The organism is Methylobacterium segetis (assembly GCF_004348265.1).
GTDB lineage: Bacteria > Pseudomonadota > Alphaproteobacteria > Rhizobiales > Beijerinckiaceae > Methylobacterium > Methylobacterium segetis.
Map to the genome: position 1 here is coordinate 1 of NZ_SMNT01000046.1, position 19,712 is coordinate 19,712.

Consider the following 19,712-nt stretch of genomic DNA (forward strand, 5'->3'; position numbering starts at 1 on the left):
GCGCGCGCGGAGCCCGCACGGCCGCCCGAGCGGCCGGCGCCGCAGCGCACCTTCGGGCAATCGGCGGCGGCCAAGCCGGGCGAGGCGGCGGGCGATGCCCGCGCACGGGCCGCCGAGACGAAGACGCTGGAGGAGCTGGAAGCCCTGCTCGCCGGCTTCGACGGCTGCCCGCTCAAGTTCACGGCCAAGAACCTCGTCTTCGCCGACGGCAACCCGGCCGCGCGGGTGATGTTCGTCGGCGAGGCGCCCGGCGCCGACGAGGACCGCGTCGGCAAGCCCTTCATGGGCCGCTCGGGCCAGCTCCTCGACCGGATGATGGCGGCGATCGGCCTCGACCGGACCTCGGCCTACATCGCCAACATCGTGCCCTGGCGCCCGCCCGGAAACCGCAACCCGACGCCCCAGGAGGTCTCGGTCTGCAAGCCCTTCATCGAGCGGCAGATCGAGCTCGCCGACCCGGACCTGATCGTCTGCCTCGGCAGCCCGTCGACGCAGACCCTGACGGGCACGAAGGACGGCATCCTGAAGGCGCGCGGCCGCTTCTACCCCTATCGCGTCGGAGACCGGGAGATCCGGGCACTGGCGACGCTGCACCCCGCCTACCTGCTGCGCCAGCCCGTCCAGAAGCGGCTCGCGTGGCGCGACTTCCGGCTGGTGCGCGCGGCCCTCGACGGCAAGGCTTGAATCGGACGCGCCCTTGCCTCAAGACGCGCCGCCGGCCCAAGCGGAACCGTAGCTCCGGTGCGGCCATTGAATGGGCGGTTGCCGGCGGGTGACCTGTAACGGGTGGTGCGGCCATGCGCTGGGAAGATTTCCGCAGTTCCGACAACGTCGAGGACCGGCGCGGCGAAGGCGGCGGCGGCGGTGGTTTCGGAGTCCCGGGTGGCGGGGCCGGCGGCCTCGGCATCGGCACGATCGTCGTCCTGATGATCATCGGCTGGGTCACCGGCATCAACCCGGCGATCCTGATCGGCGGCGCCGAGCAGATGACCCGCGGGCGCGAGCCCCAGGAGCAGACCGACCCGCAGACGCAGCAGCGCCGCCGCACGCCGCCCGCCGACCAGAGCGGCCAGTTCGCGGCCAAGATCCTCGGCAACACCGAGGACGTCTGGAGCACGGTGCTGCCGAACCAGACCGGGAAATCCTACCCGCCGACGCGGCTCGTCCTCTACAAGGGCGGCACCCGCAGCGGCTGCGGCTCGGCCCAGTCGGCGATGGGCCCGTTCTACTGCCCCCTCGACAAGAAGGTCTATCTCGACACGTCCTTCTTCCAGGAGATGGGCCAGAAGTTCGGCGTGAAGGGCGACTTCGCCTACGCCTACGTGATCGCCCACGAGGTCGGCCATCACGTGCAGGACGTGCTCGGCATCCTCGGCAAGGTGCAGGCCCGCCAGCAGGCCTCGGGCAAGGTCGAGTCGAACCACCTCTCGGTGCGCGTCGAGCTGATGGCCGATTGCCTCGCCGGCGTCTGGGCCAAGAACTCGGACGACCGCTTCAACGCCCTGGAGCAGGGCGACATCGAGGAGGCCCTGCGGGCGGCGAGCGCGATCGGCGACGACAAGCTGCAGGAGCGCAGCCAGGGCTACGCGGTGCCCGATTCCTTCACGCACGGCTCGTCCGAGCAGCGCATGCGCTGGTTCATGACGGGCTACAAGACCGGGCAGACCAAGGCCTGCGACACGTTCCGCAGCGCGGGCAACTGAAGGGCGCAACAGGCTCCCTCTCCCGTCCGGGAGAGGGGCGGGCGCCTCCTAGACCGGCTTCGTGATCTTGCGGCCCCGCGAGGGCCGCGTCATCGCCTCGAGCTCCAGCAATTCGTGAAGCTGCTCCTCCGTGAGGAGCCCTTCCTCCAGCACAAGGTCGGCGACGGGGCGATTCTCGGCGAGCGCGCGCTGCGCCACCCGCGAGCAATTCTCGTAGCCGAGCGCCGGCACCAGCGCCGTGACGAGGCCGATGCTGCCGTGGACGAGGCTCCTGCAGCGCTCGCGGTCGGCCTCGATGCCCTCGACGCAGCGCCGCGTCAGGGTCTCGACGCCCGAGGTCAGCATCCGGATCGAGGAGAGCACGCAATAGCCGATGGTCGGCTCGAAGGCGTTGAGCTGGAGTTGGCCGCCCTCGGCGCAGAGGGTCACGGTGAGGTCCTGGCCGATCACGAGGAAGGCCACTTGGTTGACCACCTCGGGGATCACCGGGTTGACCTTGCCGGGCATGATCGAGGAGCCAGCCTGGACGGGCGGCAGCCGGATCTCGCCCAGTCCCGTGCGCGGCCCCGAGGAGAGCAGGCGCAGGTCGTTGCAGAGCTTCGAGAGCTTCACGGCGACGCGCTTCAGCACGCCCGAGAACAGCACGAAGGCGCCGAGATCCGAGGTCGCCTCGATCAGGTTCGAGGCGAGGATCATGGGCTGGCCGGAGGCGCGCGACAATTCCTCGACGGCGAGCGCCGCGTAGCGCGGATCGGCGTTAATGCCCGTGCCGATGGCGGTCGCGCCGAGATTGACCTCGCGGAAGAGCCCGACGATCTCGGTGATGCGCGCCACATCCTCCTTGATCGTGGTGTGGAAGCTGTCGAATTCCTGGCCGAGCGTCATCGGCACGGCGTCCTGCAGTTGCGTGCGGCCCATCTTGAGCACGTCGGCGAACTCGACCGCCTTGCCCTTGCAGGCATAGGCGAGGTCGTCGAGGGCGCGCACCAGCGGCGCGGTGGCGAAGATCACGGCGAGGCGGAGCGCGGTCGGGTAGGCGTCGTTTGTCGACTGCGCCATGTTGACGTCGTCGTTCGGGTGGAGCGCCGCGTAGTCGCCGAGGGGGCGGCCCATCAGCCGGAGGGCCACGTTCGCGATCACCTCGTTCGCGTTCATGTTGGTCGAGGTGCCCGCACCGCCCTGGATGGCGTCGACCACGAAGGATTCGGCGTAGCTCTTGTCGGTCGCGACGAGGGTGCAGGCGCGCTCGATCGCGTCGGCCTTCTCCGGCGGCAGGTAGCCGAGCCGCCGGTTCGCCCGGGCGGCGGCCTGCTTCACCAGCGCGAGCGCCCGGACGAGTTCGGGAAAATGCCCGACCGGCACGCCGGTGATCGGGAAATTCGCCACCGCGCGCTTGGTGTGGATGCCCCAGAGCGCGTCCGCCGGCACATCGGCGTAGCCGAGGAGATCGTGCTCAGAGCGGGTCCGCGACCCTTCCATCTCGACGGTGCGCACCGTCGAGACGGCGAGGTTGTCCGGCATGTCGGGCGTCTGCGCGCTCTGCGCCGCTTCGGTCTCCATCGGGTCCTCCCGTTCGGGTCTGGGACAGGCGCGGAGCCTAGCAGACGCGGGAGGCCGTCGCAGGGATCAGGCCAGGCCCCGGCCGATCACGATTTGCCGGCCTCGGCAGTGGGGAAGAACAGCTGCTCGCCCTCGATCTTGTAATCGGCGATGGCGCGCTGCCCGTCCGGGGCGATCAACCAGTCGACGAAGGCCTGCCCCTCCTTGGCCTTCACCTGCGGATGCTTCTCGGGGTTCACCAGCAACACGCCGTACTGGTTGAACAGGCGCTTGTCGCCCTGGACCAGGATCGCGAGGTCGCCGCGATTCCTGAACGAGAGCCACGTGCCACGGTCGGCGAGGATGTAGGCGTTCGCGGCCGAGGCGGTGTTGAGCGCCGGGCCCATGCCCTGGCCGACATCCTTGTACCACTCGCCTCTGACGGCGCCGAGATCGAGGCCGGCCTCCTTCCAGTAGCGGAGTTCCGCCGCGTGGGTGCCGGAGCGGTCGCCGCGCGAGACGAACGGCGCCTTGACGGCGGCGATCCGGGCGAAGGAAGCGGTCACGTCGCCGCCCCTGGCGCCGGCCGGATCCGCCTTCGGCCCGGCGACGACGAAGTCGTTGTACATCACGGCGTGCCGCTTCGTGCCGAAGCCCTCCGCGACGAACTTCTCCTCCGCCGCCCTGTCGTGGACGAACACGACGTCCGCGTCGCCGCGGCGGCCCACGTCGAGGGCCTGTCCGGTGCCCAAAGCCACGACCTTGACCCCGATGCCCGTCTTCTCGGTGAAGCGCGGCAGCAGGTGCTTGAACAGGCCCGACTGCTCGGTCGACGTGGTCGAGGCGACGGTGATCGTCTGCGGCTCGGCCCATGCCGGCCCGGCAAGTCCCGGCCCGGCGAGGAGGGCGGCGAGGCCGAGGCTCAGGAGGCTGCGGCGAAGGATGTCCATGGAAGTTCTCCCTTGAGGTAGGCGCGGGCTTCCGCGGTGCGGGGCGAGAAGAGGACCTGGCGGGTCGGCCCGTGCTCGACGGCACGGCCCGCGGCGAGGACGAGCACGTCGTCGGCGAGCCGCGCGACCTGCCCGAGATTGTGCGAGACGAGGACGACCTTGGTGCCGCCTCGGGCCATCTCGGAGACGAGCGCCTCGATCGTCTCGGTCGCCGCCGGGTCGAGGCTCGCCGTGGGCTCGTCGAGGAGGAGGAGTTGCGGCTGCGTCGCCCAGGCACGGGCGAGGGCGAGGCGCTGCTGCTCGCCACCGGACAGCTTCGTCGCCGGGTCGCCGGCGCGCCCCTGCAGGCCGACCCGGGCCAGCGCCGCCTCGATGCGCGCCGCCCGCGCCGCCCGGCCGAGGCCCAGCGGGTCGAGGGCGAGGCCGATGTTGCGGGCCAGGCTCGCGCGCACCAGGGCCGGGCGCTGGAAGACGAAGGCGCGCCGCGCCGAACCGTCCGCCCCGATGCGGATCGTGCCCGCGCTCGGCGCCAGCAGGCCGTCGATCAGGCGCAGCGTCACGCTCTTGCCGGCGCCGTTCGGCCCGATCACGGCGGTGATGCCGGCGCCCCCGATCGTCGCGTCGAGGCAATCGAGGATGGTCCGACCGCCGACGCGGTAGACGAGCCCGTCGAGGCGGATCGGAACGGACACCCTCATCCGTAGGCCCTCGCCGCGTAGCTCCGCAGGAGGGAGGCCGCCGCGTTCACGGCGACGACGAGGGCCATCAGGACGAGGCCGAGGGCGAGCGCGAGCGCGAGGTCGCCCTTCTGGGTCTCCAGCGAGATCGCCGTCGTCATGGTCCGGGTGAAGCCGTCGATGTTGCCGCCGACGACGAGCACGGCCCCGATCTCGGAGATCGCCCGCCCGAAGGCGGCGAGCACCGCCGTCAGCAGCGAGAAGCGCACGTCGAAGATCAGGATGCCCGCCCTGCGCCACGCGGAGAGGCGGAGCGAGCGCAACTGCTCGCCGAGATGCGCCTCCGCGTCGGCGACGATCTGCCGGGTGAGGGCGGCGATGAGCGGCGTCACCAGCACGCTCTGGGCGGCCACCATCGCGGCGGGGGTGAACAGCAGCCCGAAGGGCCCGAAGGGGCCGGAGCGCGAGAGCAGCAGGTAGATCACGAGCCCGACGATGACCGGCGGCAGGCCCATCGACGCGTTCATCAGGCCGACGACGCCCTGGCGTCCCGGGAAATGCGCGACGGCGACGAGGGCGCCGAGCGGGATGCCGACCGCGCAGCCGATCAGCACCGCCGAGACGCTCACCCGCAGCGACAGCCAAGCGATGGCCACGACCTCCCGGTCGAGGCTCGCGAGACGCGAGAAGGTGTCGGTCAGGGTCTCGTACATCGTCGATGCTGCGCGCTTCCCCTCCTCATGCTAACGGTGGCGCCGCGAATTCAATAGGAAAGCGCTTGCATATGTCGGCCGCCCTGCATCTCGCCGGGACGATCGGGCTGGGTCACGGCACGGTCCCGCTGGAGGCAGCCTTTCGGCTGCTCGACGCGCTCGCCGGGGAGAAGTCTCTGCAGGGGGCGGCCCGCCGCCTCGGGATCTCCTATCGCTGCGCCTGGGGACGGATCGGGACCATCGAGGCGGCGTGCGGGCAGGCCGTGGCGGTGAAGACGAAGGGGCACGGCTCGCTGCTCACCCCGTTCGGCAGCGCGCTCCTCGCCGCGCTCGCCGACGCCTACGCCGAGACCGAGGCGGCGCTCGAGGAGGCCCGGCTGCGCCTCGACCGGCGGCTCGGCGCGCTCGCCGCCCCGCTCGCCGCGCCCCTGCGCCTCGCCGCGAGCCACGACACGCTCCTCACGGGCGTGCTCGCCGGCCGCCCCGACATCGAGACCTCGGTCGCGGGCAGCGCCGAGGCCCTGGCGAAGCTCGCGGCCGGCAGCGTCGACGCGGCGGGCTTCCATTTCGGCGCCCGCGAGGCCCGTCCGGATTCGCCCTTCGCGGCCCTCTTCGCGGACCCGGACCGCAGGATCGTGCCCCTCTTCCTGCGCGAGCAGGGGCTGATGCTCGCGCGCGGCAACCCGCTCGGCCTGTCCGGGATCGCCGACATCGCGGCCACGGGCGCGCGCTTCGTCAACCGGCAGCGGGGGGCCGGCACGCGGCTCTGGTTCGAGCGGCTCTGCCGCGAGGCGGCTGTCCCCGCCGAGGCGATCCGGGGCATCGAGACGGAGGAATTCACCCATCAGGCGGTCGCCGCGATCATCGCCTCGGGCGCGGCCGATGTCGGCATGGGCACCCGCGCCGTCGCCGCCCGCTTCGGCCTCGGCTTCCTGCCGCTCGGCGAGGAGACGTATTTCCTGGCGACCCGCGCGGGCTTCGAGCACCCGGCGCTCGCGCCCCTCGTCGAGGCGGTCCGGGAGCGGGCCGGGGACGAGCTCGGCTACGGGCCGGCCTGAGCCATCAGGGCGCGGCCGGTCTCACAGCAGCGCGGCGTGCGGGTGGAACAGGATCGTGTCGCCCTCCGCGACGCCCCGCGCGTCGTCCGCGAGTTCGGCCAGGCCGTCGCTTCCCGTCAGCGAGGTGATCACGCCCGCCCCCTCGCGGGGAAACTTCACGGCCTCGACCGTCCCATCGGCCGCGCGGCGCAGGTTGACCCGCACGAAGTCCCGCCGGCCCGTCTTCTTGCGGTAGGCGAAGGCGGCCCGCACGGGCAGGCCGAGGGGGCGCTCGTAGGTGGCGCCGCCGAGCCGGGCGAGGAGGGGGCGGACCACGAACAGGAGCGTCACGTAGACGGCGACCGGGTTGCCGGGCAGCCCCACGAACGGCGTCCCGCCGACGACGCCCATCGCCACGGGCCGGCCCGGCTTGATCGCGAGGCGCCAGAAGACGAGGCGTCCCGCCGCCTCGACGGCGGCCTTCACATGGTCCTCATCGCCCGTCGAGACGCCGCCCGAGGTGAGGATGAGATCGTGATCCGCGGCCGCCCGCGCGATGTTCGCGATCAACGTCCCGCCCTCGTCGCGGAGGATCCCGAGATCATCGACCTCGACCCCGAGGCGCGTCAGCAGGGCGGCCAGCATGACCCGGTTCGAATCGTGGATCGCGCCGGGTCCCAGGGCCTCGCCCGGGGCGATCAGCTCGTTGCCGGTCGAGAACAGCGCGACCTTCAGGCGGCGCCGCACCCGGATCCCGGCATGGCCGGTCGCGGCGGCGAGCGCCAGATCCTGTGGCGTCAGGCGCCTGCCCGCGGGAATCGCGACGGCACCCCGGGCCAGATCCTCGCCGGCCGGCCGGCTGTTGGCGCCCCGCTTCAGGCCCGCCGGCAGCACGACGCCATCCCCCTCGAGCCGGACATCCTCCTGCATGAACACGGTGTCGGCGTCGGCCGGCATCGGCGCCCCCGTGAAGATGCGGACGGCAGCGCCCGCGGCGCTGACGGCCTCGGCGGACGCGCCGGCCGCGAGGCGCCCGCGCAAGGGGAGTTGCGTCTCGCCGTCCGGGGCGAGATCGTCGTAGCGCACGGCGTAGCCGTCCACCGCCGAGTTCCGGAAGGGCGGCAGGTCGATCCGCGCCGTGACGTCCCCGGCGGCGATGCGCCCGTCGGCGAGGCCGAGGGGGATCGTCTCGGACGCCTCGATCGCGGGAAGGCGCTCACCGATGAGGGCGACGGCGTCCTCGATCGTCATGAGCGGGCCGCCGAAGGCGAAGCAATCGTCAGTCAGCTGCGCCATGGGAGTCCAGCCTTTCCAGGACGCTGCCGATCGGCTCCGCCAGCCGCAGGACGAGGTCGGCGATGGCCTCGACATCGTCGAGCCGGGCAACGGGCCGCCCCGCATCGGGGAAGGGTCCGTCGCTCGCGACCGCGACGATGCGGGTATCGCCAGGGTGCAGGGGCGCCCGCCCGTTCGCCGCCCGGAAGATCTCGAGCTTCGGGTGGCTCTCGCGCTTGAAGCCCTCCACCAGCACGATGTCGCAGGGGCTGAGGCGCCGCAGCAGGGCGGCGAGGCTCGCCTCGGGCGCGTCGCCGAGCTCGTGGATCTGCGCCCAGCGCCGGGACGAGGCGATGATGACCTCGCTCGCCCCGACCTCGCGGTGAACGAAGGAATCCTTGCCCGGCCGGTCGATCTCGAAGGCGTGGTGGGCGTGCTTCAGGGTCGCGACGCGCAGGCCCCGGCCGGTCAGGGTCGGGATCAGCTTCGTCAGGAGCGTCGTCTTGCCGGCCCCGCTCCAGCCGGCGAGCCCGATCACGCGCATGTCCCGCTCCGCCATCACGCGCTCCCGTCCGTCGCGAAGCCGAGATCGCGCAGGGCCGCGCCCGTCTCGGGCTCGGCAAGGAGGGCGAGGAAGGCCGCCAGCGCAGGCTCGGCGGCCCGGTCCGTCCGGTAGGCGAGGTCGTAATGCTCCTCGGTCACGGGCCGGAAGCCGAGGCCGTAGGCGCGCGCCACGCCCTCGATCGCCACCCCCCAATCGGCCCGGCCCTGCGCCACCGCCGCCGCGACGGCGTTGTGCGAGCGGGGCTGGTTCCAGTAGCCCGCCGGGCGGGCGCCTTTCAGGAGGCCGTCGATCAAGAGGCGCGTGCCCGAGCCGGTGTTGCGGTTGACCATCACGGCGTCGGCGTCCTCGGCAAGGGCCGCCACGGCGACCTCGGCGGAAAGCCCGGCGAAGCGGGGATCGCCCTCGCGGAACAAGACCCCCTGCATCCGCCGCCAGCCCGGCGCGAGGCTCATGCCGGGCGCGAGGAAGGGCGCGTTGTAGCGGCCGCTCGCGGGATCGAGGAGGTGCAGCGCGGCGAGGTCGCACTCGCCCCGCTTCAGAGCCGCGAGCCCTCCGGCCGAGCCGACCCAGATCGTCCGGGCGCGATAGCCCCGCTCCGCGAGGAGGCCGACGACGCGGTCGAGCCCGAGGCAGTGGCTGCCGACGATGGTGAGGTCCGGCGGCTTCACGCCCGCGCCGAGGCGGGTCACGGTCACGGCCTCGCCCGACTCGAGCCCGGCGCGGTTCGCCGCGACGGGGAAGAACCCGTCGGCCTGCGAGAAGGCGGTGACCGAGCCCGACCCCTTCGGCAGGGGCAGCGCGACCAACCCATCCCCGGCCCGCGCCAGCGAGGCCATCACGAATTCCATGCGGCCGAGCTCGGACGGGACGCGCTGCGGGACGCGGGCCGAGACGCTCGCCTCCTCGCGCGGCGCCAAGCCGGCGAGCGCGCGCACCAGCGGCACCACGAATTCGTGGAAGGTGAACATCGCGGAGGTGGGGAAGCCCGGCAGCACCACGATCGCCTTGGTGCCGATTGCCGCGAGGCAGAGCGGCTTGCCCGGCTTCAGCGCGACGCCGTGGACGAGGATGCCGGGTTCGCCGAGGCGCGAGAGGATGCGGTGCGAGACGTCGCCCGCGCCCTTGGAGGTACCGCCGGAGAGGACGACGAGGTCGGCCTCATCGAGGCTCCGCCGGATCGCGTCCGCGAGCTGCGCCTCGTCGTCCGGCACGATGCCGCCCGCCATCGGGAGGCCGCCATTCTCGGTCACGGAGGCCGCGACGATGGCCCCGTTCGAATCGTAGATCGCGGCCGGTCTCAGGGGCTCGCCGGGCGCCACCAGCTCGTCCCCGGTGGACAGCACGGCGACGCGCGGGCGCCGCACCACGGGCACGCGATCGAGCCCGCAGGCGGCGAGCATGCCGATCTCGCGCGCGGTCATGGAGACGCCCCGGCGCAGCACGGTCTCGCCCAGAGCCATGTCGGCGCCGGCATAGCCGACGAATTGGCCGGGGGCCGAGGCCCTGGCGATCTCGATGGACGGGCCATCCGCGGCCTCGACGAACTCCGTCGTCTCGACCATCAGGATCGCGTCCGCCCCGCGCGGGATGACGCCGCCGGTGGCGATCGGCGTTGCCGTGCCGGCCGCGACGGCGAGGTTCGGCGCGGTGCCGCAGGCCAGGATCTCGGCATTGAGGCGCAGCCGCACCGGGCTCCCGTCCCGCGCCGCCTCGGTATCGGCGGCGCGCACGGCGAAGCCGTCGACGAGGGAGCGATCGAAGGGCGGCACATCGATCGGGGAGGCGACGTCCTCGGCAAGCACACGCCCGAGGGCTTCGGCGAGCGGCACGCGCTCGGCCGGGAGGGCGGCGTGGGGCACGGCCGCGCGGAACCGGGCGACCGCCTCCTCCCGGGACAGCACGCTGAGGAACTGCTCCTGGCGCGCGACCTGGGACAGGCGCTCCAGGAACGCGGCTCGGGTCTCGCTCTGCGGCGCGTCACTCACAGCGGCATGATCTCGACGGAGGTCCCCTCCGGATAGCCCTCCCGCTCGGGCGGGACCAGGATCGCGCCTCGTGCCAGGAGAAGGCGGTGCAGGGCAAGCTCGGCCGAGCCGAGCGGATCGACCCCGCCCGCCCCCTCGGCGACGAACACGATCTCGGAGAGCCCGATCGCGGAGGAGACCTTGCGCAGGAGAGGCGCGGCGCGCGCAGCCTCGGGCGCCGCGCCGGCGAGGGCGCGCAGGAGCGGGCGTGCGAGGACGAGGAAGGCAGCGAGCATCGCCTCGGGCGCACCGGGCAGGAGCAGGACGGGCCGCCCCTCCGCGCGGCCGAAGCCCGCGCTCTCGCCGGGGCGGAGCGCGAGCCCGTGCGCGGCAAGGCGGCCCGCCCGTGCGAGCGAGGCCGCGGCGTGATCCTCCCGGCCGAAGCCGGTGCCGCCGACGACGAGGCAGAGATCGGCCGTCTCCGCCACCAGCGCGGCGGCGAGAGCCGCGGGTCCTCGTGCAGGAGCGACGATCCCCGACACGGCGGCGCCGGCCCGCTCGACGAGGCTGCGGAGCGTCGCCGCGCGGGCCTCGGCGCCCGACCTCGCGAGCACGATCGCCACGCGCGGCAGCCGAACCCTCACGGGGTCGGAGGCGGGCTTTGCCAGCGCGTGGACCGGGCGGATGCGTTGGCCGGCCGCGAGGATCAGGCTGCCGGCCGCAAGGTCGCCGGCCGCGAGCCGCGTCCCCGCACCGGCCGGCGCGTCCGCGACGATCTCGGCGATGGGTCCCGAAGCCTCGATCGCCTCGGGCGGCAGCACCGTGTCGGTCCCGTCCGGCAGGGTCTCGCCGGCCTCGACCCAGGACGGGGGCGCAGCGAGGGCGACCGGCGCGTAGGCCGAGGCGCCGACCGCGTCGTCGGCTCGCACGGCCCATCCGTCGCGCAGAGCGGTGCGCCGCGCCGGGCGGTCGGCTGCGGCTGGAACGTCCTCGGCGGCGACGCGGCCGACCGCGTCCGCCAGGGGAAGCGTCGTCGACGCGACCGGCTCGACGCCGCGCAGCAGGATTCCCAGTGCCTCGGACAGCGGCATCAGGGCCGAGGAGGCCGTTCGCTCCGTCATGGCCGGCCCGAGCGATCGAACTCGCCCGCCCCGCGATGCGACCCGCGCATGGTCCTGTTCCCGGCTGCGGCTGTGGGTCCCTCACGTCGCCGATCGCGGCGCCGTGATCAAGGCCCTGCGCCGATCCGGCACGGGAGACAGCCGGAATGGCCGCGTCTATGGTCGCCCGTCCCCGTTGCCAGCCGCCGCGAAGGAACCGTGAGACGCGTCGCAGCCCTCCTCGCTCTCGCGCTCCTCACCGGAGCGCCCGCCCAGGCGCAGCTGCGCGGGCACGGCGGCCCGGTCCGCGCACTCGCGGTCTCGCAGGACGGGCGCGTCGCGGTGTCCGGCAGCTTCGACCAATCCGCGATCCTGTGGGCGATCGAGGAGGGCACGGCGCGGCAGGTGATGCGCTTCCACGAGGGTGCGGTGAACGCGGTGCTCGCCCTCGCGGACGGCCGTCTCGTCACCGGCGGCGAGGATGGGACGATCGCCCTCTGGCAGCCCGGAGCGGCCCAACCCGCCGCGATCTTCGCTGAACACCAAGGCCCCGTCGTCGGGCTCGCCGTCTCGCCGGACGGGACCCGGCTCGCCTCCGCCTCGTGGGACGGCACCGCGCGCCTGCGCCCGCTCGGCGGCGGGACGGCCCAGGTCTTCGAGGGCCACAAGGGCAACGTCAACGGCGTCGCCTTCACGAAGGACGGCCGCCTCGCCACGGCCGGCTACGACGCCACCCTGCGGATCTGGCCGATCGAGGGCTCGGACCCGCCCCGCATCGTCACCGTGCCGACGCCCCTCAACGCGCTCGTCGTCGCGCCCGACGGGGAGATCGCGGCGGGCGGCGCCGACAGCACGGTCCGGCTGTTCTCGGCGGACGGGGCGGAGCGCGCCACGGTCGAGATCGGCCCGAGCCCGGTCATCGCGCTGGCGCTCTCGCCGGACGGCGGCCGCATCGCGGCGGCGACGGTCGTGGGGGCTGTGGCCGTGATCGACCGCCGGGCGGCAAGACCCCTGTTCAACCTCGTGGGGCCCGGCCTGCCGGTCTGGTCGCTCGCCTTCCGCTCCGATGCCGAACTCGTCACCGGGGGCGGCGACCGGCTGATCCGGCGCTGGGACATGCGGACCGGCGAGCCGATCGGGGGCTTGGCGATGGCCCGGCCGCACGACGACCTCGCGGCCTTTGCCGGGGACCGGGGCGCCGAGGTGTTCCGCGCCTGCGCCGCCTGCCACAGCCTGACGCCGGACGGGGGCAACCGCGCCGGGCCGACCCTGAGCGGCGTGTTCGGCCGGCGCATCGCCACCGCGGCGGGCTACAATTTCTCCGAACCGCTCAAGAAGCTCGACATCGTCTGGAATGCGGAGACCATCGCGCGGCTCTTCGAGATCGGCCCCGCCCGCTTTACGCCGGGGACGAAGATGCCCGAGCAGACGGTCAACAGCGCGGCCGACCGAGAGGCGCTGGTCCGCTTCCTGGAGCGGGCCACCGCGGCGCCCTGAGGCGCCGACCTGCCTTAGACCGGCTGCCCGTCCCGCGCCGCGCGCTCGCGCAGGTAATCCTCGCTGGTCCGCGTCGGGGCGCGCTCGGGCCCGGCATGCGGGTCGAAGCCCTCGTTGAGCGCGGCCTCCACGCGGCAATCCTCGCACATCATCAGCGAGCGGACCCGGGCCTCGCCGGCGGGCCCGGCGAACATCCAGTGGCTGCCGCGCAGCTTCTCGATCACCCGCTCGATGGTGCTGCGCGTGCCGAAGCCCTTGCCGCAGGTGATGCAGTCGAAGGGCTCCTCCTGCTTCACGATCCGGCGCGGCTCGGCCCAGGCCGCGAAATCGATCCGGGGCTGGAGCGTGATCACGTCCTCCGGGCAGGTCGCGGCGCAGAGGCCGCACTGCACGCAGAGGCTCTCCTCGAAGGCGAGCAGGGGCCGGTCCGCGCTGTCCGAGAGAGCACTCGTCGGGCAGGCGCCGACGCAGGCGAGGCAGAGCGTGCAGGCCTCCGTGCGGAACGCGAGCCCGCCGAAGGGCGCACCGGCCGCGAGCGGCACCGCGTCGACGGGGCTCGGCGCCGCGACCTGCAACTCCCGGAAGCTCGTGCGGAGCACGCCGCGCTTGTCGCCGGCCGGCAGGAAGCCCGCTGGCCTCGGCGCGGGCGTGCCCAGGGAGACCGCGCGCAGGGCCTCTCCGAGGGTGTCCGGATCGTCCGTCTCGATCGTCGAGACGAGGCCCCCGCCGGCCGGGTCGTAGCCGAGCGCGTGGAGAACGCTGTTCGTGAGGTCGAGCGTGCGGTGCAGGCTCGCGATATCGTGCTTCGGCCGGGCGCGCAGGAGGAGGCGCGCGCCGACCGCCCCATAGGCGAAGAGCGCCGCGAACACTTCGGGGCCGATCTGCGTCACCTCGTTCACGCGCACGGGCAGGACATGGGCGGGCAGGCCCTCCCCGTAGCGCGACAGGGCGTGGATCAGAGGCTCGCCATGGTCGCCGTCGTGGAACAGAACGACCGCCTCGCTGCCCCCCGCCGCCCGGTACGCGCTCGTCAGGGTGCGCAGGCGCCGCAGAAGGGAATCGGCCGGCGGCAGGGCGTAGGAGGCCGCGCCTGTCGGGCAGAGCGCGGCGCAGGAGCCGCAGCCCGCGCAGATATAGGGGTCGATGGCGACGTGGTCGCCGTTCGGGCTGATGGCCCCGGTCGGGCAGACCTCGAGGCAGCGGGTGCAGCCGGTGATGCGCGAGCGCGAATGCGCGCAGAGATCGGCCCGGAAGTCGATGAAGCGCGCCTTGTCGAAGGTGCCGACGAGGTGCGAGGCCTCGAACAGGAGGGCCTCGACCGCCTTCGGGTCGCGCGGGTCCGCCCGCAGGTAGCCGCTGCGGGTCTCGTGAGCGGGAAACAGCGGCAACCCGCCGGTCAGGTCGATGACGAGGTCGCAGGTCGAGGTCGCGCCGTTGCGGGCCGCGCCGAAGGCGAGGGCTGCCCGGGAGGACGGCGCCGGCAGCGCGTAATCGTCGATCCGCAGCTCGAAGGCGCCGAGGTGGCCCTTCGCCGACGAGATCGTGCCGCGAAGGATTGGGAAATCCGCCCGCAGGGGCGGCGCCACCGATTCCGGCCGGGACAGGAGCACGGTGATGTCGAGGTGGTCGGCGAGCCGCCGAGCCGCCTCGATCGCCGTCTCGTCGCGGCCGTAGACGAGGGCGACGCCCGCGCTCTCCATGCTGACCAGCGGTGCCTCGGGCTGCGGCTCGGCCGCGGCTGCCAGAAGGGCGGCCATCTTCGGGCCGGCGATCGGCCCTTCAGCCGACCAGCCGGCCATCTCGCGGATGTTGGCGAAGGCGACGCGGTCGGCGGCGCCGGACTCCTCGGCGATCTCCTCGAAGAGCGGCGCCTGGAGCGTGCACGACACGGTGACCGGGCCGCCGGCCTCGATGGCCTGCCGATACCGGTCGAGGTCGCGCCCGCAGAGCTGATCCGCCGTCGCGAGCGTGCCGCCGCAGCCCTTGCCGAGCGCAGCCCCATCGAGCGACATCGTCTTCTCGCAGGAACAGGCGATCACCGAACGGTCGGACACTGTGTCATCCCCGAATCCGGAGGCCCGTGGCCTCCGCGCGCTTGCAGCGGCTTCTTATACTCGAATAGGTCCAAACTGCGATTGAACAGATGGGCGCAAGGCTTGCGCGACGCCACGATGACGAACCACGCCGCGATGTCACAGGGGAGGGGGCTCGACCTGCCGCCGCTATTCTCGGACGTCGCCATCGATGCGGCCGAGCGCGTCCACGCCGAGGCCTGCCGGCTCGCGAGCGCCGAGGCCGCCGGCACCATCGTCCACGCGCTCGACGGGGATTACCCGGCCTTCGCCGTGGTGCTGGCGCCCGAGGAGCCACTGGCCGGCGCGCGCCGCGCCTTCCTCGCCGGCATGGTGGCGCTGGGCGAGGCTGTCGGGGCGCACGCGCCGCCGGAGCGGGCCGTGCGCTTCGCGTGGCCCGACGCGATCCTCTTCAACGAGGCGCGGATCGGCGGCGGGCGCCTCGCCTGGCCGGCGGATTGTCCGGACGACGCGATCCCGGACTGGCTCGTCTTCTCCTGCATGCTGATCGGCTCGAAGCGCGCCGCGGGCGATCCGGGCCTGACACCGGAGACGACCTCGCTGGAGGAGGAGGGGTTCGAGGTCGAGGATCGGGCGGTCTTCGTCGAGGGCTTCGCGCGCTATCTCATGCGGGCCTTCGAGACGTGGTCCGATCGCGGCTTCGGCGTGCTCGCGCACGCCTACCGCGAGGAACTGATCCCGAACCTGTCGGGCGCCGACCAGCGCATCGATCCCGCGGGCGACCTTCTGACCGAAGACCCGGCCTTGCTCGGCGGCTGGCGACGGGACGGCCTCGCCGCGGGCCTGCGCACGCCGACCTGGCTCGAGCCCGCGACCGGGAGGCCCCGCCTGTGAGCCCGATCAAGCTGCCGCGGACGCTCCGCCTCGACCCGTCGGACACCTTCGTCTTCGCGCATCCCGCCGAGCCCGGCGAGTGGGCGGTCACCGGCTCCTTCCTGTTCTTCGACGCGGATCCCGAGGCCCTGCCGCCGAAGGAGCGGGCGGCGTTCCGCTCCGGCTTTCTCGGCGTGGCCTCGTTCGGCTTCTCGACCCTCGTCGTCGTGAGCGAGGCGAGCGAGGCCGAGCGCGAGGCGGCCGTCGCCGCCCTCGCGCGCCACATCCGGGAGAAGCTCGGCGCGCCGAGCGAGGCCGCCGCGCGCGCGGCGGCCGAGGAGGAGATCGCGGTGGCGGCCTCCCTCTGCGGGCCCGCCATCGGCACGGTGATCGCGCTCAACCGCAGCGTCGAGGGCGGCGAGCTGAAGGAGCGCTTCCGGACGCTGCAGCGCCGGGAGGGCGTGCCCGGCGCCGACCGGCTGCACGCGCATTCGCGCGCCTTCACCTTCGTCGAGGCCGATGACGAGCCCGAGGAGAGCGTCGACCTCGTGCGCCTGATGGGGACGGATCCGCGATGACCGAATTCTGGGTGTCCAGCGGCCACCATCTCGCCGGCCGCACGGAGGCCGGCGGCCTCGCCGTGACGGACGAGCTTCTCCTCGCCTATCTCGCGCGGCCGGAACTGGTGCCGCCGCCGGAGGCCTGCCCGGCGGAGCGGGCGCTGCACGCCGCCCTCCTCGCCGATCCGCGCCGTCCCGTGGCGGCCGCGGAGGTGGCTTCGCTCGCCGACGCGGACGCCGTGGAGAACTGGCAGGTGGTCCTCGCCTTCCGCGACAGGCTCCTGAGGGCGCGCTCGATCGAGGCGGCCTATCTCGACCTTGTCCGGAACGGGCTTGCCGGGACGCCGGGCCTGTTCCTGAACCAGCTCGTCCACCTCATCCTGAGGAACGCGCTGGACGGCTGCGAGGACCCCTACACCCTGCGCGGGGCCGAACTCTTCTTCCGGCCGCAGCGGGTCTCGCTCTCGGGCGAGGCGACCGTGCTGGCCGATGCCGAGATCATCGAGGCGCGGGAGGCCGGCGCCTCGGCCTCGCCGCTGATGGCGATGTTCGGCGCCGAGCCGGCGGCCGCGCTCGACGTGATGACCGACGAGAACGCCTGGACCTACTGGAGCCGGTCCGACGCCTTCACCATGGCCCTCAACATCTCGGAGAACCCGCGCAGCCGCGACGGGCTCGCCCGGGCGATCGAGGCGTGGCTGCGCCATCTGCTGGCGCTCGAGGCGAAGGTCGAGCCGCTCGCCCGGATCGAGGAGCGGGACTGGCGCTGGTTCGTCGGCCTCGACGCGGAGGCGACCCGGATCGGCAACGCGCTCTGGCGCGGCGAGGCCGTCGAGCCGGAAGCCCTGACCCGGGTCGTCGCGTTGTTCCGCATGACGATCGCCGACACGGCGCGGATGGAGCGGGACGTCGCCGGCCACCCCATCTATCTTCTGCTCGCCATGAGCCCGGACAAGCGCGTGACCCTGAAGCCCCAGAATCTGGTCGCCGGTCTGCCCCTCGCCGGCGCGGTCGTCTGAGGCATGGGGGAGGAGGCCTGATGCCGAAGGATCGTTTCGCCGTCGGCGTGATCGTCGCCCGGCGCAAGCTCAAGAGCCCCTGGGCCGATCATCAGTGGGTGCCGGTCGCCGCCCTGCCGGACGTGCCGGAGACCGAGCCCTGGACCCTGCTCGCCTCCGCCGAGGGCGAGGACAGGTTCTATGCGGGTGCCCACGAGGTCGGCCTGCACATCAGCGAGACCGGGCATTACCGCGACAATCTCGTCTCCGGGCGGCCCTCGCTCTGGGTCGCCCTGCGGCACGTCGCGGGCGACGCCTACGAGGTCGCCGCGGTCACCGCCGACCCCTACGAAGGCGAGGCGATGGCCGAGGGCATCGGCGAGATCGTCGAGCCCGTGGCGATGCCGGAGGCGATCCAGGCCGTCGTTGCGGAGTTCGTGGCGGCCTTCCACATCGAGCGGACCTTCGAGAAGCGCAAGCGCGACCGGGCCGACCCGGAGGCTCTGGCGCGCGGCGCCGTCGGCGGCCAGCGCGGAGGAGGCACCGAATGAGCGGCGCGGACTTCCTCGCGCGCTGGTCGCGTCGCAAGCGGGAGACGCGCACCGAGCCCGTCGTGCCGAGACCCGAAGGGGCGCCGCCGGACGCGGCTGCAGCGCCCGCGCCGGCCGAGGAGGCCGCGCTGACCGAGGAGGAGATCGCCGCGCTGCCCCCGCTCGACACGCTGACGGCCGGCACGGACCTCGCGCCGTTCCTGCGCAAGGGCGTGCCGGCGCTGCTCCGCAACGCGGCCTTGCGGCGGATGTGGTCCCTCGACCCCGCGATCCGCGACTACGTCAGCGAGGCACGGGAATACGCCTACGACTGGAACGTCGCGGGCGGCGTCCCGGGCACCGGCCCCCTGCTGCCAAGTGACGACGTGAAGGCCATGCTCGGCCGGATCTTCGGGGACAGGCCGGATGGCGAGCCCGACGCGCCACCGGCGCCGGCCGGCGAGGCCGGGCTGCCCGATCCTGGAATGGATGATTCGGCGCCCGATCCCGAGGGCGAAGCGGCTCCGCCCGCAGCGATTGCATCCGATAACGCGGTCGATCGCACGTTGCTGCCCGAGCACGCGCAAGCCCCCGCGGAGCCCATCGAAGACTCGACTGTGAGACAGAATCCGCAATCTCTCACGCGGGTGCGACGCCATGGGGGTGCGATTCCGATTTGAACTGCTCAAAAGTGAGATTGCGGGCCGTTCGAACGCGTTTATAATGTGCACAATGAATTCGGTCCGCGGGGAGCGCCTGCGGGTTGAGGAGCAAGATGCTGTCGGGTGCGTTGGGTCAGGGCGTTGCCGAAGGGGGAATCGGCATGGCTGCAACGGTCGACGAGATCGATCTGCTCCGCTCGCGCCAATACGACCTCCTCGCCACGCTGGTCGGCCGCGTCCCCTGTGCCCGGGTGCTGGGGCAGGTCGGCGGGCTCTCTGGCGACGGGACCACGCTCGGCCGTGCGCTGGGCCGGCTCGGGGCCGCGGCGCGGGAGGCCGATCCGCGGGCGATCGAGCGGGACCATTTCGAGACCTTCATCGGGGTCGGGCGGGGCCGCCTCCTTCCTTACGCCTCCTACTACCTGACCGGCTTCCTGAACGAGCGCCCGCTCGCCCGGGTGCGCGAGGACTTCGCGGCGCTCGGGATCGAGCGGAGCGAGTCCACGAGCGAGCCGGAGGATCACGTCGCGATCCTCCTCGAGGTGATGGCGGGTCTCGCCTCCGGGCGGGTCGAGGCGGAGCCCGGCGCCGAGGCGCGTTTCTTCGCGCGCCACCTGCAGCCGTGGGCGCCCCGCCTCTTCGCGGATCTCGCGGAGCAGGCGGACACGGAATTCTACCGGGCTCTGGGCGAGCTCGGCCGGATCTTCCTGGAGATCGAGGCCGAAGCCTTCGCCATGGATGCCTGAGCGCGCGCCGGGACCGAGCCGGCCTGCGCGAGTGATGAGACGATGAGAGACAGTCGGGAGTGACGAGAATGGCCCAGGAGAAGAAAGGCGAGATCGGTCGCCGCCAGTTCTTCCGCACGCTCGGCGGCGGCTCGGCCGTCGCGGCGGCGGGCCTGCTGTCGCCGATCTCGACGAACGAGGCCCAGGCCTACGATCCAGGGTCCGAGGAGACCAAGGCGCGGTATCGGGAGACCGACCACGTCAAGGCCTTCTACCGGACGAACGGCTACGAGACGCTGAAGAAGTGAGAT

General features: G+C 73.1%; 20 protein-coding genes. 11 read left to right on the top strand and 9 right to left on the bottom strand.

Going from position 1 to position 19,712, the window contains the following annotated elements; translation table 11 throughout:
* Together E1J50_RS13365 and ypfJ are read left to right on the top strand one after the other, a co-directional pair.
* Window positions 1-684, top strand: a 684-nt coding sequence (locus tag E1J50_RS13365) for a uracil-DNA glycosylase (protein WP_132254338.1), incomplete at its 5' end; no start/stop codon positions are given.
* Between the two features lie 113 nt (window positions 685-797).
* On the top strand, window positions 798-1,703 hold the full coding sequence (ypfJ, locus tag E1J50_RS13370) for a KPN_02809 family neutral zinc metallopeptidase (RefSeq protein WP_132254339.1): 906 nt from the start codon (window positions 798-800) through the stop codon (window positions 1,701-1,703).
* Between the two features lie 48 nt (window positions 1,704-1,751).
* Here the strand turns inward: ypfJ and E1J50_RS13375 are convergent, their stop codons facing one another.
* The 4 genes from E1J50_RS13375 to E1J50_RS13390 all read right to left on the bottom strand — a co-directional run bounded on the left by E1J50_RS13375 (window position 1,752) and on the right by E1J50_RS13390 (window position 5,582).
* The gene (locus tag E1J50_RS13375; protein ID WP_132254340.1) at window positions 1,752-3,263 is read right to left on the bottom strand and encodes an aspartate ammonia-lyase; all 1,512 of its coding nucleotides are present in this window, start codon (window positions 3,261-3,263) and stop codon (window positions 1,752-1,754) included.
* Window positions 3,264-3,349: 86 nt separating this feature from the next.
* Window positions 3,350-4,192 (bottom strand): ABC transporter substrate-binding protein, encoded by an 843-nt coding sequence (locus tag E1J50_RS13380; protein WP_132254341.1) that lies wholly within the window; start codon window positions 4,190-4,192, stop codon window positions 3,350-3,352.
* Window positions 4,165-4,890 carry an ATP-binding cassette domain-containing protein gene (locus E1J50_RS13385; RefSeq protein WP_132254342.1) on the bottom strand — a complete coding sequence of 242 codons (726 nt, stop codon included), beginning with the start codon at window positions 4,888-4,890 and terminating at the stop codon, window positions 4,165-4,167. Before E1J50_RS13385 ends, E1J50_RS13380 begins: the two co-directional genes overlap by 28 nt.
* A complete protein-coding gene (locus E1J50_RS13390; protein ID WP_132254343.1) occupies window positions 4,887-5,582 on the bottom strand; it encodes an ABC transporter permease in 696 nt (231 codons plus the stop codon). Before E1J50_RS13390 ends, E1J50_RS13385 begins: the two co-directional genes overlap by 4 nt.
* A 71-nt stretch (window positions 5,583-5,653) precedes the next feature.
* On the opposite strand from E1J50_RS13390, the gene E1J50_RS13395 reads away from it, so the two are divergent.
* The gene (locus tag E1J50_RS13395; protein WP_132254344.1) at window positions 5,654-6,640 is read left to right on the top strand and encodes a helix-turn-helix transcriptional regulator; all 987 of its coding nucleotides are present in this window, start codon (window positions 5,654-5,656) and stop codon (window positions 6,638-6,640) included.
* Window positions 6,641-6,661: 21 nt separating this feature from the next.
* On the opposite strand, the gene E1J50_RS13400 is transcribed toward E1J50_RS13395, so the two are convergent.
* From E1J50_RS13400 to E1J50_RS13415, 4 genes are read right to left on the bottom strand one after another with little or no spacing between them, the layout of a single operon-like run.
* The gene (locus tag E1J50_RS13400; protein WP_132254345.1) at window positions 6,662-7,915 is read right to left on the bottom strand and encodes a molybdopterin molybdotransferase MoeA; all 1,254 of its coding nucleotides are present in this window, start codon (window positions 7,913-7,915) and stop codon (window positions 6,662-6,664) included.
* Window positions 7,899-8,438, bottom strand: a complete 540-nt coding sequence (gene mobB, locus E1J50_RS13405) for a molybdopterin-guanine dinucleotide biosynthesis protein B (protein ID WP_132254371.1) — start codon at window positions 8,436-8,438, stop codon at window positions 7,899-7,901. Before mobB ends, E1J50_RS13400 begins: the two co-directional genes overlap by 17 nt.
* A 14-nt stretch (window positions 8,439-8,452) precedes the next feature.
* Entirely contained in the window at window positions 8,453-10,444 is a 1,992-nt protein-coding gene (locus tag E1J50_RS13410; protein WP_132254346.1) for a molybdopterin biosynthesis protein, read from the bottom strand.
* A complete protein-coding gene (locus E1J50_RS13415; RefSeq protein WP_132254347.1) occupies window positions 10,441-11,544 on the bottom strand; it encodes a molybdopterin-binding protein in 1,104 nt (367 codons plus the stop codon). The genes E1J50_RS13410 and E1J50_RS13415 overlap by 4 nt, the downstream gene beginning before the upstream one ends.
* A 198-nt stretch (window positions 11,545-11,742) precedes the next feature.
* Between E1J50_RS13415 and E1J50_RS13420 the strand changes: the two genes are divergently transcribed.
* Window positions 11,743-13,020 (top strand): c-type cytochrome, encoded by a 1,278-nt coding sequence (locus tag E1J50_RS13420; protein ID WP_245516566.1) that lies wholly within the window; start codon window positions 11,743-11,745, stop codon window positions 13,018-13,020.
* A gap of 14 nt (window positions 13,021-13,034) precedes the next feature.
* Here E1J50_RS13420 and E1J50_RS13425 read toward each other — a convergent pair whose 3' ends face one another.
* Complete coding sequence (locus E1J50_RS13425; protein WP_132254372.1) at window positions 13,035-15,032, bottom strand: 4Fe-4S binding protein; 1,998 nt, start codon at window positions 15,030-15,032, stop codon at window positions 13,035-13,037.
* A 159-nt stretch (window positions 15,033-15,191) separates the two neighbouring features.
* On the opposite strand from E1J50_RS13425, the gene E1J50_RS13430 reads away from it, so the two are divergent.
* The 7 genes from E1J50_RS13430 to E1J50_RS13460 all read left to right on the top strand — a co-directional run bounded on the left by E1J50_RS13430 (window position 15,192) and on the right by E1J50_RS13460 (window position 19,709).
* Complete coding sequence (locus tag E1J50_RS13430) at window positions 15,192-15,947, top strand: biotin/lipoate--protein ligase family protein (RefSeq protein ID WP_132254349.1); 756 nt, start codon at window positions 15,192-15,194, stop codon at window positions 15,945-15,947.
* Window positions 15,944-16,504, top strand: coding sequence for a DUF6505 family protein (locus E1J50_RS13435; protein ID WP_132254350.1), 561 nt, complete (start codon window positions 15,944-15,946; stop codon window positions 16,502-16,504). The genes E1J50_RS13430 and E1J50_RS13435 overlap by 4 nt, the downstream gene beginning before the upstream one ends.
* The gene (locus tag E1J50_RS13440; RefSeq protein ID WP_132254351.1) at window positions 16,501-17,505 is read left to right on the top strand and encodes a DUF6352 family protein; all 1,005 of its coding nucleotides are present in this window, start codon (window positions 16,501-16,503) and stop codon (window positions 17,503-17,505) included. The genes E1J50_RS13435 and E1J50_RS13440 overlap by 4 nt, the downstream gene beginning before the upstream one ends.
* A gap of 20 nt (window positions 17,506-17,525) precedes the next feature.
* Window positions 17,526-18,035 carry a DUF3305 domain-containing protein gene (locus E1J50_RS13445; RefSeq protein ID WP_132254352.1) on the top strand — a complete coding sequence of 170 codons (510 nt, stop codon included), beginning with the start codon at window positions 17,526-17,528 and terminating at the stop codon, window positions 18,033-18,035.
* Entirely contained in the window at window positions 18,032-18,694 is a 663-nt protein-coding gene (locus E1J50_RS13450; protein WP_132254353.1) for a DUF3306 domain-containing protein, read from the top strand. Before E1J50_RS13445 ends, E1J50_RS13450 begins: the two co-directional genes overlap by 4 nt.
* A 143-nt stretch (window positions 18,695-18,837) precedes the next feature.
* A complete protein-coding gene (locus E1J50_RS13455; RefSeq protein ID WP_132254354.1) occupies window positions 18,838-19,422 on the top strand; it encodes a TorD/DmsD family molecular chaperone in 585 nt (194 codons plus the stop codon).
* Between the two features lie 68 nt (window positions 19,423-19,490).
* Window positions 19,491-19,709, top strand: coding sequence for a formate dehydrogenase (locus E1J50_RS13460; RefSeq protein WP_109891547.1), 219 nt, complete (start codon window positions 19,491-19,493; stop codon window positions 19,707-19,709).
* Window positions 19,710-19,712: the final 3 nt, after the last annotated feature.

Coding starts and splice junctions, on each gene's coding strand:
- E1J50_RS13390 (WP_132254343.1), bottom strand. CDS start 5,582: ATGTACGAGACCCTGACCGACACCTTCTCGCGTCTCGCGAGCCTCGAC.
- E1J50_RS13455 (WP_132254354.1), top strand. CDS start 18,838: ATGGCTGCAACGGTCGACGAGATCGATCTGCTCCGCTCGCGCCAATAC.
- E1J50_RS13395 (WP_132254344.1), top strand. CDS start 5,654: ATGTCGGCCGCCCTGCATCTCGCCGGGACGATCGGGCTGGGTCACGGC.
- E1J50_RS13460 (WP_109891547.1), top strand. CDS start 19,491: ATGGCCCAGGAGAAGAAAGGCGAGATCGGTCGCCGCCAGTTCTTCCGC.
- E1J50_RS13445 (WP_132254352.1), top strand. CDS start 17,526: ATGCCGAAGGATCGTTTCGCCGTCGGCGTGATCGTCGCCCGGCGCAAG.
- E1J50_RS13415 (WP_132254347.1), bottom strand. CDS start 11,544: ATGACGGAGCGAACGGCCTCCTCGGCCCTGATGCCGCTGTCCGAGGCA.
- E1J50_RS13425 (WP_132254372.1), bottom strand. CDS start 15,032: ATGTCGCTCGATGGGGCTGCGCTCGGCAAGGGCTGCGGCGGCACGCTC.
- E1J50_RS13450 (WP_132254353.1), top strand. CDS start 18,032: ATGAGCGGCGCGGACTTCCTCGCGCGCTGGTCGCGTCGCAAGCGGGAG.
- E1J50_RS13440 (WP_132254351.1), top strand. CDS start 16,501: ATGACCGAATTCTGGGTGTCCAGCGGCCACCATCTCGCCGGCCGCACG.
- E1J50_RS13380 (WP_132254341.1), bottom strand. CDS start 4,192: ATGGACATCCTTCGCCGCAGCCTCCTGAGCCTCGGCCTCGCCGCCCTC.
- ypfJ (WP_132254339.1), top strand. CDS start 798: ATGCGCTGGGAAGATTTCCGCAGTTCCGACAACGTCGAGGACCGGCGC.
- E1J50_RS13375 (WP_132254340.1), bottom strand. CDS start 3,263: ATGGAGACCGAAGCGGCGCAGAGCGCGCAGACGCCCGACATGCCGGAC.
- E1J50_RS13430 (WP_132254349.1), top strand. CDS start 15,192: ATGACGAACCACGCCGCGATGTCACAGGGGAGGGGGCTCGACCTGCCG.
- E1J50_RS13400 (WP_132254345.1), bottom strand. CDS start 7,915: ATGGCGCAGCTGACTGACGATTGCTTCGCCTTCGGCGGCCCGCTCATG.
- mobB (WP_132254371.1), bottom strand. CDS start 8,438: ATGCGCGTGATCGGGCTCGCCGGCTGGAGCGGGGCCGGCAAGACGACG.
- E1J50_RS13385 (WP_132254342.1), bottom strand. CDS start 4,890: ATGAGGGTGTCCGTTCCGATCCGCCTCGACGGGCTCGTCTACCGCGTC.